This window comes from Variovorax sp. EL159 (genome assembly GCF_900100965.1).
Lineage (GTDB): Bacteria > Pseudomonadota > Gammaproteobacteria > Burkholderiales > Burkholderiaceae_C > Variovorax.
In genome coordinates this window covers 408,049-422,685 of sequence record NZ_FMUJ01000002.1, presented here as the reverse complement: position 1 = coordinate 422,685, position 14,637 = coordinate 408,049, and the positions used below count along the sequence as shown (strand labels likewise).

General features: G+C 65.9%; 14 protein-coding genes. All 14 read left to right on the top strand.

Annotated features, from left to right (window positions below):
• Positions 1-3: 3 nt before the first annotated feature.
• A complete protein-coding gene (gene fliI, locus BLQ28_RS08210) occupies positions 4-1,446 on the top strand; it encodes a flagellar protein export ATPase FliI (RefSeq protein ID WP_093238280.1) in 1,443 nt (480 codons plus the stop codon).
• Positions 1,443-1,898, top strand: coding sequence for a flagellar export protein FliJ (gene fliJ, locus BLQ28_RS08205; protein WP_093238278.1), 456 nt, complete (start codon positions 1,443-1,445; stop codon positions 1,896-1,898). Before fliI ends, fliJ begins: the two co-directional genes overlap by 4 nt.
• Before the next feature lie 16 nt (positions 1,899-1,914).
• Complete coding sequence (locus tag BLQ28_RS08200) at positions 1,915-3,327, top strand: flagellar hook-length control protein FliK (protein WP_093238277.1); 1,413 nt, start codon at positions 1,915-1,917, stop codon at positions 3,325-3,327.
• A 150-nt stretch (positions 3,328-3,477) separates the two neighbouring features.
• Complete coding sequence (fliL, locus tag BLQ28_RS08195; protein ID WP_093238275.1) at positions 3,478-3,996, top strand: flagellar basal body-associated protein FliL; 519 nt, start codon at positions 3,478-3,480, stop codon at positions 3,994-3,996.
• A 24-nt stretch (positions 3,997-4,020) separates the two neighbouring features.
• Positions 4,021-5,025, top strand: a complete 1,005-nt coding sequence (fliM, locus tag BLQ28_RS08190) for a flagellar motor switch protein FliM (RefSeq protein ID WP_093238274.1) — start codon at positions 4,021-4,023, stop codon at positions 5,023-5,025.
• On the top strand, positions 5,018-5,464 hold the full coding sequence (gene fliN / locus BLQ28_RS08185; protein ID WP_093238272.1) for a flagellar motor switch protein FliN: 447 nt from the start codon (positions 5,018-5,020) through the stop codon (positions 5,462-5,464). Before fliM ends, fliN begins: the two co-directional genes overlap by 8 nt.
• Positions 5,461-5,964, top strand: a complete 504-nt coding sequence (gene fliO, locus BLQ28_RS08180; RefSeq protein WP_093238271.1) for a flagellar biosynthetic protein FliO — start codon at positions 5,461-5,463, stop codon at positions 5,962-5,964. Before fliN ends, fliO begins: the two co-directional genes overlap by 4 nt.
• A complete protein-coding gene (gene fliP / locus BLQ28_RS08175; RefSeq protein WP_093238269.1) occupies positions 5,961-6,719 on the top strand; it encodes a flagellar type III secretion system pore protein FliP in 759 nt (252 codons plus the stop codon). The genes fliO and fliP overlap by 4 nt, the downstream gene beginning before the upstream one ends.
• A gap of 10 nt (positions 6,720-6,729) precedes the next feature.
• Entirely contained in the window at positions 6,730-6,999 is a 270-nt protein-coding gene (fliQ, locus tag BLQ28_RS08170) for a flagellar biosynthesis protein FliQ (protein WP_093238268.1), read from the top strand.
• Between the two features lie 8 nt (positions 7,000-7,007).
• On the top strand, positions 7,008-7,793 hold the full coding sequence (gene fliR / locus BLQ28_RS08165; RefSeq protein WP_371126631.1) for a flagellar biosynthetic protein FliR: 786 nt from the start codon (positions 7,008-7,010) through the stop codon (positions 7,791-7,793).
• Between the two features lie 192 nt (positions 7,794-7,985).
• The gene (locus tag BLQ28_RS08160) at positions 7,986-10,667 is read left to right on the top strand and encodes a type VI secretion system Vgr family protein (protein ID WP_093238266.1); all 2,682 of its coding nucleotides are present in this window, start codon (positions 7,986-7,988) and stop codon (positions 10,665-10,667) included.
• Between the two features lie 55 nt (positions 10,668-10,722).
• Positions 10,723-11,361, top strand: a complete 639-nt coding sequence (locus BLQ28_RS32555; RefSeq protein WP_143012450.1) for a T6SS immunity protein Tli3 family protein — start codon at positions 10,723-10,725, stop codon at positions 11,359-11,361.
• A complete protein-coding gene (locus tag BLQ28_RS08155) occupies positions 11,358-13,451 on the top strand; it encodes a T6SS effector phospholipase Tle3 domain-containing protein (RefSeq protein WP_143012449.1) in 2,094 nt (697 codons plus the stop codon). The genes BLQ28_RS32555 and BLQ28_RS08155 overlap by 4 nt, the downstream gene beginning before the upstream one ends.
• Entirely contained in the window at positions 13,451-14,635 is a 1,185-nt protein-coding gene (locus BLQ28_RS08150; RefSeq protein WP_143012448.1) for a DUF2875 family protein, read from the top strand. The genes BLQ28_RS08155 and BLQ28_RS08150 overlap by 1 nt, the downstream gene beginning before the upstream one ends.
• Positions 14,636-14,637: the final 2 nt, after the last annotated feature.

The window sequence follows — 14,637 nt, the reverse complement described above, 5'->3', positions numbered from 1 at the left end:
CCGATGCAGACCGCCGCCGCCAACCCCCATCTGCAATCCGTGCTGGCCACGCTGGACAAGGCGCGTGGCAACGTCGGCCGCTGCGCGACCACCACCGCCTCGGGCCGTCTCACGCGCGCCGTCGGTCTGGTGCTCGAAGCCGTGGGCCTGCAACTGCCCGTGGGCAGCGACTGCCTGATCGAGTTGCCGCCCGGCCATCCGCAACGCCATGCCGAGGCCGAGGTCGTGGGCTTCGCCGGCGACCGCCTCTTCCTCATGTCGCAGACCGAAGTGGCAGGCCTGCTGCCCGGCGCGCGCGTGTTCGCACGGCCCGGCCTGCTGGAGCCTGGCGCCACCGGCGACGCGCACACCAAGCGCCTGCCGGTGGGCGAAGGCATGCTCGGCCGCGTGGTCGATGCGGCCGGCCGCCCGCTCGACGGGCTCGGCCCGCTCGACGTCTCGCGCAAGGTGCCGCTGGCTTCGCCGCCGATCAACCCGCTGTCGCGCGCGGCCATCGACTCGGTGCTTGACGTCGGCGTGCGCGCCATCAACGCGATGCTGACTGTTGGCCGTGGCCAGCGCATGGGCCTGTTCGCCGGCTCCGGCGTGGGCAAGAGCGTGTTGCTGGGCATGATGGCGCGCTACACCAGCGCCGAAGTGATCGTGGTCGGCCTGATCGGCGAACGCGGCCGCGAGGTGAAGGACTTCATCGAGAACACGCTGGGCGAAGAAGGCCTGGCCCGCGCCGTGGTGGTGGCCGCACCCGCTGACAACTCGCCGCTGCTGCGCCTGCAGGGCGCGGCCTATGCGACCTGCCTGGCCGAGTACTTCCGCGACCAGGGCCGCGACGTGCTGCTCATCATGGATTCGCTCACCCGCTACGCGATGGCGCAGCGCGAGATCGCATTGGCCGTGGGCGAACCGCCCGCCACCAAGGGCTATCCACCCTCGGTGTTCGCGCGCCTGCCGGCGCTGGTCGAACGCGCCGGCAACGGCGCGCGCGATGCGCAGGGCCGGGGCGGCTCGATCACCGCCTTCTACACGGTGCTGTCGGAAGGCGACGACCAGCAGGACCCGATCGCCGACGCGGCGCGCGCCATCCTGGACGGCCACGTGGTGCTGTCGCGCACGCTGGCCGAGGCGGGGCACTACCCCGCCATCGACATCGAGGCCTCGATCAGCCGCGCCATGACCGCGCTGATTTCGCCCGGGCAGTTCGACACCGTGCGCCGCTTCAAGCAGATGCTGTCGCGCTACCAGCGCAACCGCGACCTGATCAGCGTGGGCGCCTATGCGCCCGGCCACGACCTGCAGCTGGACCAGGCCATTGCGATGTACCCGCGCATCGAGGCCTTCCTGCAGCAGTCGATGCACGAGCGCACCGACTACACGGAGTCCATCGCCCACCTGGACAGCCTGTTCGAGCCCGAGCCACCACGGATGCAGATGAAGCAAGGACGCACATGAGCAGCAAGCTACCCCTGGACATGCTGATCGACCTGGCGCAGAACCAGACCGACGATGCCGCGCGCCGCCTGGGCGCGCTGCAAAGCGCGCACCTGAGCGCGCAACAGAAGCTCGACCTGCTGCTGCAGTACCGCCAGGACTATCACGACCAGCTCGATGCGCTGATGCGCGGCGGCCTGCCTTCTTCGCAGTGGCGCAACTACCGCAACTTCCTCGGCACGCTGGACGGCGCCATTGAGCAGCAGCGCGCCATCGCCACCCAGACCGAGAACCGGCTCGACCGTGGCCGCACCGACTGGCAGCAGGAAAAGCGCCGCCTCAATTCATTCGACACCCTTGCCGAGCGCGTGCGGCTGCAGGCGCTGATGGTCGAGGCCAAGCGCGAGCAGCGCGACAGCGACGAGCGCGCCGCCCGCAAGTTCTTCGACCGGGCCTCCCACCCGACCCTCTGAATTCCCAGGAATCGACATGCCTCCCATGATCACGCCTTCCGTCATTCCCAACGCCGTGGGCCAGCCGGTCTCGCAAGGCGGCACGCGCGGCCGCAGCACCGATGAGGCACAGGGCCGCAGCTTCGGCGCCGCGCTCGACCGCTCGCGCAACGGCAACGCCGCGAAGACGCAGGACGAGAGCGCCGATGTCTCCGTTGTCGACCGCAAGCCGCTGCGCAAGGCGGAGCCCGCCGAAGACACGAAAGACGCGCTGCCCACCGACCCGAACCTCGCCTTTCTCGCGCCCGCGAACACGCCGCTGCATGCGCTGACGCTCGCGGGCCGCACGGCCGCGCAGGACGGCCGCGCCTCGGACGCGTCCGACGTGCCGCTCGCCGCCGGTGTGGCGACGACCGACATCCCCGTGGACGCCACCGCGCCCGACGCCGCATCGAAGACCCCGCCCGGCACAGTGTTGACGGGCGCCGACACCGAGGCCACGCCCAAAGCCGCGTTCGCGGGCAAGGACGCCGTGGAGAAGACGGCCGCCCCAGTCGCACAGAACACCCCGGCCGATGCCAGTGCCGCGGCACCCGCGCCGCCCGCCTCGCTGCAGGACATCGTTCGCGCCGCCGTGGCCGCGCAGACGATGACCGTCGGCGGCGGCAAGCCATCGGCCGCGCCTGCCGGGCCTGGCGTCGGCACAGCCGCGGCAGGCCGCGCCGGCGCATCGCGCGCCGCCGTGAGCACAACCACCGCCGAACAACTGGCAGCCGCCGCCCAACCCAAGACGGCCGAAGAAGCGAAGGCCGTGGCCGCATCCACCGCCGCCGTGCCGACCGCCGCCACCGGCGAGCAGCGCGCGGACACCGCCGTTGCCACCGCGCCCATTGCGGTCCCGCAGCCCGCCACCGTCGCCGCGTCGAGCGAGCGCGCGGCCGATGCATCCGCCACGCGCGGCCCGCTGCACACCATCGCGCCCGAAGTCGGCAGCGAGAAGTGGGCGCCGGCCCTGGGCCAGCAGCTCGCGCGCATGAGCATCAGCGGCCAGCACACGGCCGAGCTGAACCTCAACCCGGCCGGCCTCGGCCCGCTGAAGGTCACGCTGTCGATGGGCGAGAACCAGGCGCAGGCCGTGTTCGTGTCGGCCCACGAAAGCGTGCGCAAGGCCATCGAGGCCGCGCTGCCGCAGCTGCGCACCAACCTGTCGGAGCAAGGCATCACACTGGGCCAGGCCTCGGTCGGTGCGGAAACCCGCCAGCCCTTCGGGCAGGACGCCGCGTTCGCGCAGCAGCAGCATCAACAGCAGCAGAACGCCGCGCGGCAGCAGCAAGGCCCCGCCTACCCCGGCAGCGGCCGTGCCGCCGCCAGCACGCAGGCCGTGCCGGTTGTTGCCACGCGCGCCAGTGTTGCCGGCAACGCGAGCCCCGGCGTCGACACCTTCGCCTGAGGCCTTCGCCCCCATCGCCTCCCGCCCTCGACGGCGCCGTTCGCGGCGCCCGGCAATGAACGGATATGACACGCCTTTGTGCGCTTGTTCGGCCGTTCGTTCGGGGGGGACTTCGCAAAGAATAGATCGGACACGTCAACCCGCTTCACCATGGCTTCTTCTTCTCCAGTCGCAACCGCCGCCGCCCCTCTTTCGGCCGCGTCGCCGGCCCCACGCCGCTCCTCGAAGCTGCTGATCGCCCTCGTGATCGCCGTCGGCATCGCCGCTGCGGGCGCGGCCGCCTACGTCTTCATTCCGCGTCTGACGGGCGGCGCCCCGGCCACCACCGAAGCGGCCAAGGCCCCTACGCCCGAGAAGCCGATCTTCGTGATGCTGGACCCGCTGACGGTCAACCTCCAGTCCGAAGGCCGCTCGCGCTTTCTGCAGATCGGCATGGCGCTGAAGGTGCGCGACGAGCAGACCAAGGCGCACATCGTCGAGTTCATGCCCGAGCTGCGCAGCCGCCTGCTGGTGCTGCTGTCGAACCGCCCGCCCGAGTCGCTGGTCACGCCGGAAGACAAGGCCAGGCTGGCCGAGGAAATCCGCAAGGCCCTGAATGCGCCGCTGGCCGCCGAGATGCCCGAGCTGGGCATTGCGAGCGTCTCCTTCAACACCTTCGTCGTGCAGTGACATCCCTCTCCAGACAAGCGACCCATGGCGTATGAACAGGTGCTTTCCCAGGACGAGGTCGATGCGCTGCTGCAAGGCGTCACCGGCGGCGATCTCGACCAGGCGGCCTCGCCGCCGCCACCGCCACCCGATGGCCTGCCGGCCTACGACCTCGGCGCGCCCGACCGGGTGGTGCGCAACCGCATGCACACGCTGGAGGTCATCAACGACCGCTTTGCGCGTGGCCTGCGCAGCTCGCTGCTGAACTTCATGCGCCGCAGCCCCGACATCTCGGTGGGGCCGGTGCAGATCCAGCAGTTCGGCGAGTTCGTGCGGCACCTTCCGGTGCCCGCGAACATCAACATGATCCACATGAAGCCGCTGCGCGGCACCGCCCTCTTCGTGTTCGACCCGAAGCTGGTGTTTCTGGTGGTGGACAACCTCTTCGGCAGCGACGGCCGCTACCACGTGCGCGTGGAAGGCCGCGACTTCACGCGCACCGAGCAGCGCATCATCAAGCGCCTGCTCGACCTGTCGCTGCAGTGCTATGGCGATGCCTGGCAGCCGGTGTTTCCGCTCGACTTCGACTACGTGCGCGCCGAGATGCACGGCAAGCTCGCGAACATCGTGGCGCCCAACGAGGTGGTGATCAACACCACGCTGCAGATCGAGTTCGGCCCCATCGGCGGCTTTCTGCACGTGTGCCTGCCCTACTCGATGATCGAGCCGATCCGCGACCTGTTGTCGAACCCGATCCAGGACGAGGTCGAGGTCGACAAGCGCTGGGTCACGCAGATGTCGCGCCAGATGCAGGCCGCCGACGTCGAGCTCACCGCCGACTTCGTGACCATGCCCTCGACGCTGGGCGAAGTGATGAAGCTGCAGGTCGGCGACGTGATCCCCATCGAGCTGCCGACGACGGTCGTTGCCAAGGTCGGCGGCGTGCCGGTGATGGAGTGCGGCTACGGCACCTCCAACGAGCGCTACGCCCTGCGCGTGCAACACATGATCTCCCACCAAGACAGCGATTTGAAGAACGACCATGACTGACAACACCCCTGCCGCCAGCGACGCGGACGACTGGGCCAGCGCGCTGGCCGAGCAGACGGCGGCCAGCGCACCGGCGCCAACGCCCGCGCCCGAACCCGCCGTGGCCCCGGCCACCGCGCAGGTCTTCCAGCAGATCCAGGACACGCCGGTCGCGCCCGCCGGCAGCCCCGCGCCCGTGGACATCGCGCGCGTGCTCGACGTGCCCGTGCAGCTCACGGCCGAGATCGGCCGTACGCGCATCACCATCAAGAACCTGCTGCAGCTGTCGCAGGGCTCGGTGGTGGAACTCGACGGCCTGGCCGGCCAGCCGCTGGACGTGCTCATCAACGGCTACCTGATCGCGCAGGGCGAGGTGGTGGTGGTGAACGAGAAGTACGGCATCCGCCTGACCGACATCGTCACGCCCTCCGAGCGCATGCAGAAGCTCGCGCGCTCATGAGCCTGGCGCGCCGCCACCTGTCTCGGGCCGCATCCCTTGTTGCGCGGGGGGCGGCGCTGCTGGCCCTTGGCACGCAAGCGGTCCACGCGGCGCTGCCCACGGTGCCGACGCCGGTGCACGAGGCCGCACCGGTCGCGACCGGCGGCTCGGGCCTGCTGCAAGCCGGCTTCGGCATGGCGGCGGTGCTGGGCCTGATCTTTCTGTGCGCCTGGCTGGCGCGGCGCTTCGGCCTTCAGCGGCTGGGCAATGGCCAGGTGGTGAAGGTGGTGTCGAGCGCGATGGTCGGCCAGCGCGAGCGCGTGGTCGTGGTGGAAGTGGGCGACCAGTGGCTGGTGCTCGGCGTCACGAGCAGCCAGGTCAACACGCTGCATACCCTGCCAGCCCAGGCCCATCCGACAGCCACCTCGCACGCCACGCAGGCTGCCCCGCGCAGCCCCGTCGAACTCTTTGCCCAGAAGCTGCGCGAATCCCTCTCGGGCAAGGCGCGCACCGCCCCATGACGCATCCCGCCTTGCGCCGCGGCCTGCGCGCCGCGCTGTTGCTGCTCGCCGCCACGCTGCCCGCCGCCGCCTGGACCCAGGGCCTGCCCGGCATCACCAGCACGCCCGGCCCCGGCAGCAGCCAGACATGGTCGCTGAGCGTGCAGACCATGGTGCTGCTGACCTCGCTCACCTTCCTGCCCGCGCTGCTGCTGTCGATGACCAGCTTCACGCGCATCCTGATCGTGCTCGGCCTGCTGCGCACCGCCATCGGCACGCAGACATCGCCGCCCAACCAGATCCTGGTCGGGCTGTCGCTGTTCCTCACCTTCTTCGTGATGTCGCCGGTGTTCGACAAGGCCTACACCGACGCTTACGTTCCCTTCTCCGAGAACAAGCTCAGTGCCGACAAGGCGCTGGAGCGCGGCATCGCGCCCTTCAAGACCTTCATGCTCAAGCAGACCCGCGAGACCGACCTGGCCCTGTTCGCCCGGCTCGCCAAGGTGCCCGACATGCAGGGCCCGGAAGACGTGCCGCTGCGCATCTTGCTGCCGTCCTTCGTCATCAGCGAGCTGAAGACCGCCTTTCAGATCGGCTTCACCATCTTCATTCCCTTCCTCATCATCGACCTCGTGGTGGCGAGCGTGCTGATGTCGATGGGCATGATGATGGTGCCGCCCGCATCCATCGCCCTGCCCTTCAAGCTGATGCTCTTCGTGCTGGCCGACGGCTGGCAATTGCTCATCGGCGCGCTGACGCAGAGCTTCTACCTCTAGGTACGCAGACATGACACCCGAATCCGTCATGACCATGGGCCACCGGGCCATGGAAATCTCGCTGCTGCTGGGCGCGCCGCTGCTGCTGGTGGCGCTGGTCATCGGCCTGATCGTCAGCATCTTTCAGGCCGCCACGCAGATCAACGAGGCCACGCTGTCCTTCATTCCCAAGCTGCTCGCGGTGTTCGCGACGCTGGTGATCGCCGGGCCGTGGATGCTCGACCGCATGCTCGACTACATGCGCGCACTGTTCTCGAGCATCCCGCAGATGCTGGCGTGACGCCTTCGATTTTCTCCGTCACCTCGGGCCAGCTCGAAGGCTGGATGGTGGCCTTCCTCTGGCCTTTTGTTCGCATGCTGGCGCTGGTGAGCACCGCGCCGATCTTTGCCGAGTCGTGGGTGCCGCGGCCGGTGAAGGTGGCGATCGCGGCCATGCTCACGCTCGTGATCTCGCCCACGCTGGGCGCGTTCCCGGCGGTGCCCGTGGTGTCGGCCGGCGGCTTGTGGATCATCGTGCAGCAGGTGCTGATCGGCGTGGCCATGGGCTTCACCATGCGGCTGGTGTTCACCGCCGTGCTGGCCGCGGGCGAATACATCGGCCTGCAGATGGGCTTGTCGTTTGCGTCCTTCTTCGATCCGATGAGCCACGGCAGCACCATGGTGGTGTCGCGGTTGCTGAACATGCTGGCCATGCTGATCTTTCTGGCGCTCGACGGGCACCTGCTGATGGTGAACGCACTGGCAGAGAGCTTTCGCACCTTGCCCATCGCCGATGCGCCGTGGGTGGCTGGTGGCTGGATGTTCCTGGTGCTGGCGGCCGGCGACATCTTCGCCAGCGGGCTGCTGCTGTCGCTGCCGCTCGTGACCGCGCTGCTGACCCTCAACCTCGCCATGGGCATCCTGAACCGCGCCTCGCCGCAGTTCAGCATCTTCGCGGTGGGCTTTCCGCTGACGCTGCTGGCGGGGATCGTGATGCTGCAGTTGCTGATGCCGAACCTCGGTGCGTTTCTCGAGCCGAGGTTTGCGGAGTCGTTGGGGAACATGCTGCGGGTTACGCAGGGGTTGCGGCCGTAGAGGCTGGTTGCATCAGCGCTCCTACCGCTATCGCGGCTTGAGACAAGCGCTTTCGTTTTTGTCACCGTGCAGTCCATCACGTCACTCGCGTCGCAATGGTTGCCCGATTCTTTCCCCCGGTTTTTGCCCCCGTGAGCTTCCCATAATCCGCCGCTCAGCCCTTGGCCCCAAGGGCGGATTCAGGGAGAACACATGTCCGCACGCAGTGCTGCGCCCTCGCGCACGCTCGAGATCAGCAGCACCGCCATTCCACTGATCCTGGGGCGCCCCGCGCTGGAGCCCGTGCGTCTGTCGGGACATGAAGGTGTCAACAGCTTGTTTGAATACGAGCTGCTGCTCAAGACCCCCGATGCCCTGAACCTCGGCGCCAGCGGGGCCGCCGACTTTGATCTCGACAGCTTCATTGGCCGCGAGATCACCTGCAGCATCCAGCTCGACGGTGCAGGCGAATTCACTTCGGGCGTCACAGGCGCCTCGGCCGATCACGTCGGCGCGGGCGTGCGTCAGATCAGTGCGTTGATCACTGATGCCGCCATGTGGGGCGAGGAAGGCCGCCACATCCAGTACAGGCTCACGCTTCGCCCCTGGCTGCACCTGGCCATGCTCACCACCGACTGCAAGATCTTTCAGAACAGGACCGTCGTCGAGGTTCTGGATGAATTGCTGGGCGGCTACGACTTCGGTGTCGACAAGCGCCTGATCGAGACCTACCCGAAGCGCGATTACTCCGTCCAGTACAACGAGAGCGATTTTGAGTTCTTCAGCCGCCTGTGCCAGGAATGGGGCATCAGCTACTTCTTCGAGCACAGCCAAGGCAAGCACCGCCTCGTGCTCATTGACAACATGGGCGCCTACAAGAAGAACGACAGTGCGGCGTATCAGGAGGTCGAGTACCACGCACCAGGCTGGAAGGTGGATGCCGAGTACGTGCACAGCTTCGTGCCACACAGCCATCTGACCAGTGGCAAGTACGCGACCCGCGACTATGACTACACGCGCCCACGGGCCGATCTGAGCATTGGCCGCAGTGATCCACGTCCCACGGGGCAGGCCAACGGTGAGGTCTACCAGTGGCATGCAGGTCAAGCTGGCAGCCACTATGTCCAGCCACGCGCGGGCAACGCCGAGGCCAACGAACCACTCGGTGAAGGCCGTCAACTGGCGCTTCTGCGCATGCAGGCTCTGCGCACCCATGGCGCACGTGCAAAGGCCAGCGGCAACCTGCGCGGCATGGTCCCCGGTTGCAGCTTCCAGTTGCGCAAGCATCCACGGGAGAAGGCCAATGCTGAGTACCTGATTCTGGACACGCAGTTGTTGATCGAAGATGTGGCGCTGGACAGTCAGATCAAGGGCGCGGCGCTCGGCAGGGCCCAGGGCTGGAAGGTCGAGGTGGATTTCGTCGCGCATCCGATGATTGAACCGCTGCGACCAACGCTCCTGCAACCGAAACCTTTCACGCACGGACCGCAATCCGCGTTGGTGGTCGGCCCTGAAGGGCAGAACCTTTGGACCGACGAGTTGGGCCGTATCAAGGTGCAGTTTCCTTGGGACCGTATCGGCCGGAAGAACCAGCACAGCAGCTGCTGGATTCGGGTATCGAGCCCGTGGGCCGGCAACCAACTGGGTGGCGTGCATATCCCGCGCATCGGCCAGGAGGTCATCGTCGATTTCATCGGCGGCGATCCCGACCTTCCCGTGTGCACTGGGCGGCTGCACAACCAGGTGAACCAGCCGCCTTGGGCTTTGCCCGGTCAACAGGCGCTCTCGGGCTTTCGCACCCGCGAACTGAGCGAAGAAGGCGGCAACAGTGCATCCGGCCGCAGCAACCATCTTGCGATGGACGATACGAAGGGGAAGATTCAGGTCCAGCTCAAGAGCGACCACCAGCACAGCCAGTTGAGTCTGGGACACATCACCCGCATCGAGGACAACGCCGGGCGCAAGGACTCACGGGGCGAGGGCTTCGAGCTTCGCTCCGACGGTTGGGGCGCGCTGCGCACGGACAAGGGTCTCCTGCTGTCCACCGACGGACGCTCGCAAGCCATCGGCGGCATCCTGAGTCGCGACGAACTTGTCGCCTGCCTGGAACAAGCGCTGGCCATCGCCAAAGACCTTGCCAAGGCCACCACGAAATGCGAAGCGGGTGAGCGCGATACCGCGCCCCAGCAGGCCTTGAGCGAAGCCGCCGAAGCCCTCGGCCACGGTGCCGACAACGAAGCCAATGCCCGTGGCAAGGCGCAGGGCGGTCAGCCCGTGCTTGCCCTCAGCGGTGCAGCCGGCATTGCCAGCGTCACGCCCAAGGATCACATCCAGTACGCCGGCCTGAACATCGACACCGTCGCCGGACACAACCAGCAGCATTACGCCGACCAATCGATCCTGCACACCGCAGGCAAGGACATCGAACAGTTCGCACGCACCGGCGACATCCGCGTCATCGCCAACGAGGGAAAGCTCATTCACCAGGCGCAGCACAACAGCGTGGAGATCACAGGCGAGAAGGCCGTCACGATCCAGTCCACCGAAGACGGCATCACCATCAGGGCCAAGAAGAGCATCACCCTGGCCCTGGACGATGGCACCTACCTGCGCATGGCGGGCGGCCGCGTGGTCTGGGGCATGACCGGCCAATACCTTGTGCAGACCGCCAATTACTGCATCAACGGCCCCAGCACCATCGGCGTGGATTTCCCCAGCTTCATGCGCACCGACCAGGCACAGCAGCTCAAGTTGCATCGGCTGGGCGACAAGGGCGACAGCTTGTCGAACCGGGCCTTCAACGTCGTCAAAGCCAGCGGTGGTGGCAGCAACGCGCAATCTGGCGGTGACGCAATTTCCAAGCTCGACAAGGACAAGCCATTTGATGTCACTTGAAACGCATCGGGTCCGTTTTGACCCGCTTCAAACACAAGACAGGGAGAGCCTTTTCATGAGCAATCTTGACTTCACACCAGCATGGCGACTGGCATTTGCTGCGTTGGCCTTGGCGCTGGGAGCGTGCACATCCGGTGGGGCTTCGACACCACCGCCCACACCGGGGGCATTCATCCCCCCGCAAGTGGCCTACCGCATCGACGACCACCGGTACTTCGAGATCACTCCGTGGCCGGACGGCGAATGTACGGACAAGATCTTGTACTTCGTCGATACAGCCAAAGGCATCCGCTCAAAGGCGGTGAAGTGGGACAACGTGATGACACAAGGAAAACTCATCATCGATGCCGACAATGACCAGTATCTGGTGGCGCCCGTGACACGAGGAAGCATCAACTGTTCATCGGGAGGGGGGATTTGCGGCGAACGACTTCCTTACTCCGTCGATGGAGGAAAAACCTGGGGACGAGCTTGGTATCCGGGGTATGGCGATGACTTGATGATCAGCGGATCAACGGTATATCGGTCATACCGCATCCAAACCATACACACGGACAGTCTTGATCTGACAGAGATTCCCACGCCCAAGAGCACAAACTGGAAGTCGATTCGCGATTTCGTCTCCAAACCCCAAGTCCCCCCTGTCGACACCAAGGTGCTATGCAAAGCCAACGACAGCGGGAGCCGCAAATGAGCCAAGACAAAGACCTGAGCTCGCTAACCCCCGTGAAGCCCGATCCCGGGACGTATCAATGGGTCAAGGGAAAAGTCACCGGCATTGACGAGAAGCAAGAGGATCGTACCCACACTGTCGGCGTCCCACCTCTCATGCCCGGCATCGTCATCTTCGTGCATGGCGTCAATTCCGATGGCGAGTGGTACTTCGATGCCTCGGAGCAGTTTGCCAAAGGATTAAATCAGAGACTGGGTCGAGAAGATTTGAGAAGGCTAGAAAAAGACACTCGAGGCGATAAAGATAAAGCCACGGCAAATCGTTATCTCAACCACATAGAGGGAGAACGCATCCCGTCCCCGGTCATCCCCTTCTGGTGGGGCTACAAAGCCCCGGCCACCGAACGCAAGCTGGTCAAGGGCACGCTTGTAGACACCCCAGCCTGGACCGACGAATACGGCAACCCCCTTCGCACCGATGGCGCCTGGGGCGGTGGTCCCTTCCAGAACGGCGGTGCCGCGCTCACTTCGTTCTGGCTGCCCACGGGATTTCGCAAGGACGTCCTGTACGGAATGATCGACGTCAACGCGATCAACCCACTAGTCGGTCGCACCCTGTGCGATTGCCCGCCGCGCCTGTACTACGCGCACGCCGCTCGGCGCCTGGCAAACCTCATCAAGGACGTTCGCAAGAACCTGCCCAACGAGCCGATCAACATTGTCTCGCACAGCCAGGGCACCATCGTTGCAATGTGCGCGCTGTTCTTTCTCGGCGATGAGGTGCGCGGGCCGGACACGGTGATCCTCAACAGCTCCCCCTACCGCTTCGACACGGCAATCACCGATTTCATCAGCGCGGCCGACGGCCGGCGCAGCGTGCAGCGGGAACCGGCGCGCATCGAGACCTTTGCCAACGCGGCCAAGATCGTGGACGGGGCTAAGAAAAAATACCCCGCACCGCCGGAACCGAAAGCCGAATGCACCGTGAAGCACCGCCCACGTCATCCCTATGACGATGCGGTGTACGTGCACAAGCCCGCTGACGCGCCGCTGTGGCAAGCCGAGATCGGCGGCAAAGTCGACGACCCGAACGGCCCGCGCGGGCAGGACGGCAAGCTCTGGTGGAGCGACGCAACGTTCGAGCGCAAGGACACACGCGGCAAGTTGATGATCAACTTCAACCCCGGCGACCGGGTGATTGGCGTTTCGGCCGTATCAGGCATGGGCTGGCGCGGCATTCCGCCGGACTACATGAAGAAGGTTGGCGACAACGTACTGCAGCGCCTGTTCGCGCGAGGCACGAATGCCGAGCACAACCCGCCAATCGGCTCGGAGCCGGACGGCAAGCCGCTGCCGTACTTTCACAGGCAGATCGTGCATGTGCCAGCGGGCCCCAATGGGGAACCCGCGCGAGACCTCGAGGGTGGGTGGCTCTATCTGGATGGCAGCAGGCCCGACAAGGCGTGGAAGATTGCAACAGAAAGAATTCTTGGCCTTGTGCCGGTGCTGGGAGACCTCACGCCCAACTGGCGCGGCGAAGTGGAAAGCGTGATCGTCAACGCGCCGGCAGTTCCCAGGCCACTGACGCTTCCAGATAGATTTGATGGCAACTACGTGATGTACGACGGCCAGGAGGGAAAGGCCCCGGACGGTGCGCCTGTGCAAGCAGACCCCGAACAGCAGGAAGACTTCAATGACGACGTGACCTACCAGGAGCGGCAAACCGTCATGCAATACGATGAAAAGGGGTTGCCCACTCGTGTGCGCTACGAAACATGGTGGGAGGTCGAAAAGCGACGCAAAAACAAGGTCGGAAAAATACCGATCTCGCCCACCAACCATGCGGCCATCCTGCGCTACAGCAACAAGGATGGGAGCTCCCCCGTCTCCGACGTACTGAGCTACGACATCACCGTCGGCCTGGGCTACGCCTGGCATGACGAGGCGTACTGGAACTACCTTCTCGACCTGGCCGACTGGAAGAAGAGCGACCCGTACTACGAAACGGGCAGGCTGCCCGACTCCGACAAGACGATGCCGCCGGGCATCGTGACCGGCGACGTATCGGCATCCGCACCCCAGCCAACTTCAACCCCGATGGGAGCCCTGTGATGGCAAGGCGCGTTCGCTATCAGCCCGCCGCCGCCTCGACCGCCAGATTCCTGCATGTCTCAGGAGTCGGACTGCGTGTGGAACAGGTGCCCGCCGGCCCCTTGTGGAACCGTGTGCAACGCCGGGCATCACCTGACGAAGAAGCGCCCGCCCCACCCGGTTCGCTGGACAGTTGCCGCGAAAACGCAGGCTTGTTCCGCAGCGCGGCATTGCGCGCCGCACTGACCCACCGCCCCAAGAACGGCGAGCGCGGCCGCTTCGTGGAGAACTACCCGCTTCCCACATTGATGGCGCTGCCACCGTCCACGCAGCTCGACGCGGCGGCACTGGTGCCATGGAGTCGCACGTATCAGAGCAGCGAAAGCAAGCGCGGGGTTCCATGGCAGTTGCAAAACGGCCCGGCGGGCATGGCTTTTCATCAGTTGGGCTTCAAAGTGCCGCCGCACTTCGAGACTGCGGGTGTCGACCTCTGGCGATCGGCCTTCGATGCCTTCGACACCCAAGGTGACCTCAACAGCCTGCTCGTATGGGCCGAGGACGGCTACGCGGCGCGCGCAGAACTGGGCGGATGGGAAAACCCGCAAGGCCAACGCAGCGAATCGCTCGAAGACATTCTTGAGCGGCCCAAGCGCCCCGGCCAGTTGCGCGACATCTTCTCGGGCCTGCTGCTGATGCGGCCCGCCGCCGCTGAATGGTTGCGCGAGTGGTCGCTGCATGTGCGCGATGTCAGCCAGGACAGTCATTTCCCCAACGGAGTGGTGGCGCGCGGCCCGCACGGCTTTGGTGGCCTGCACGCCGAGGCTTACGACGGCGGTGCGAACTACCGCGCATCGCTCGGCGACTTCAAGCCGACGCCCAACGTACCGTCACTGTGGAGCCCCTCCCAGTACGAGCAGTATTCGCAAATGCCAACACTGGCGCTGCTGCTGAGGCCCCAGTTCGCACGCTTCGATGCGGGCATGTCGATGGATCAACGGACCAAAGCGCTGGAAGCGGCGCTGAAGGCCGTGCTGGAAGACTCCCTGCTTGAACGGCCGCCCAAGCGCGTCTTCTACAGCGCCGCCTCGGATGGCGATGACACCGCGCTTCTCGCGCGCTGCATGGCCAAGGTGGCACCACAAGACAGACTGCTCGATACAGGCGCAGGGTTTCGGCTGGAGCAATGCCTGGGCGGAGAACTGTGAGC

Coding starts and splice junctions, on each gene's coding strand:
- BLQ28_RS08200 (WP_093238277.1), top strand. CDS start 1,915: ATGCCTCCCATGATCACGCCTTCCGTCATTCCCAACGCCGTGGGCCAG.
- fliN (WP_093238272.1), top strand. CDS start 5,018: ATGACTGACAACACCCCTGCCGCCAGCGACGCGGACGACTGGGCCAGC.
- BLQ28_RS32555 (WP_143012450.1), top strand. CDS start 10,723: ATGAGCAATCTTGACTTCACACCAGCATGGCGACTGGCATTTGCTGCG.
- fliL (WP_093238275.1), top strand. CDS start 3,478: ATGGCTTCTTCTTCTCCAGTCGCAACCGCCGCCGCCCCTCTTTCGGCC.
- BLQ28_RS08155 (WP_143012449.1), top strand. CDS start 11,358: ATGAGCCAAGACAAAGACCTGAGCTCGCTAACCCCCGTGAAGCCCGAT.
- fliP (WP_093238269.1), top strand. CDS start 5,961: ATGACGCATCCCGCCTTGCGCCGCGGCCTGCGCGCCGCGCTGTTGCTG.
- fliO (WP_093238271.1), top strand. CDS start 5,461: ATGAGCCTGGCGCGCCGCCACCTGTCTCGGGCCGCATCCCTTGTTGCG.
- fliI (WP_093238280.1), top strand. CDS start 4: ATGCAGACCGCCGCCGCCAACCCCCATCTGCAATCCGTGCTGGCCACG.
- fliM (WP_093238274.1), top strand. CDS start 4,021: ATGGCGTATGAACAGGTGCTTTCCCAGGACGAGGTCGATGCGCTGCTG.
- fliJ (WP_093238278.1), top strand. CDS start 1,443: ATGAGCAGCAAGCTACCCCTGGACATGCTGATCGACCTGGCGCAGAAC.
- fliQ (WP_093238268.1), top strand. CDS start 6,730: ATGACACCCGAATCCGTCATGACCATGGGCCACCGGGCCATGGAAATC.
- BLQ28_RS08160 (WP_093238266.1), top strand. CDS start 7,986: ATGTCCGCACGCAGTGCTGCGCCCTCGCGCACGCTCGAGATCAGCAGC.
- BLQ28_RS08150 (WP_143012448.1), top strand. CDS start 13,451: ATGGCAAGGCGCGTTCGCTATCAGCCCGCCGCCGCCTCGACCGCCAGA.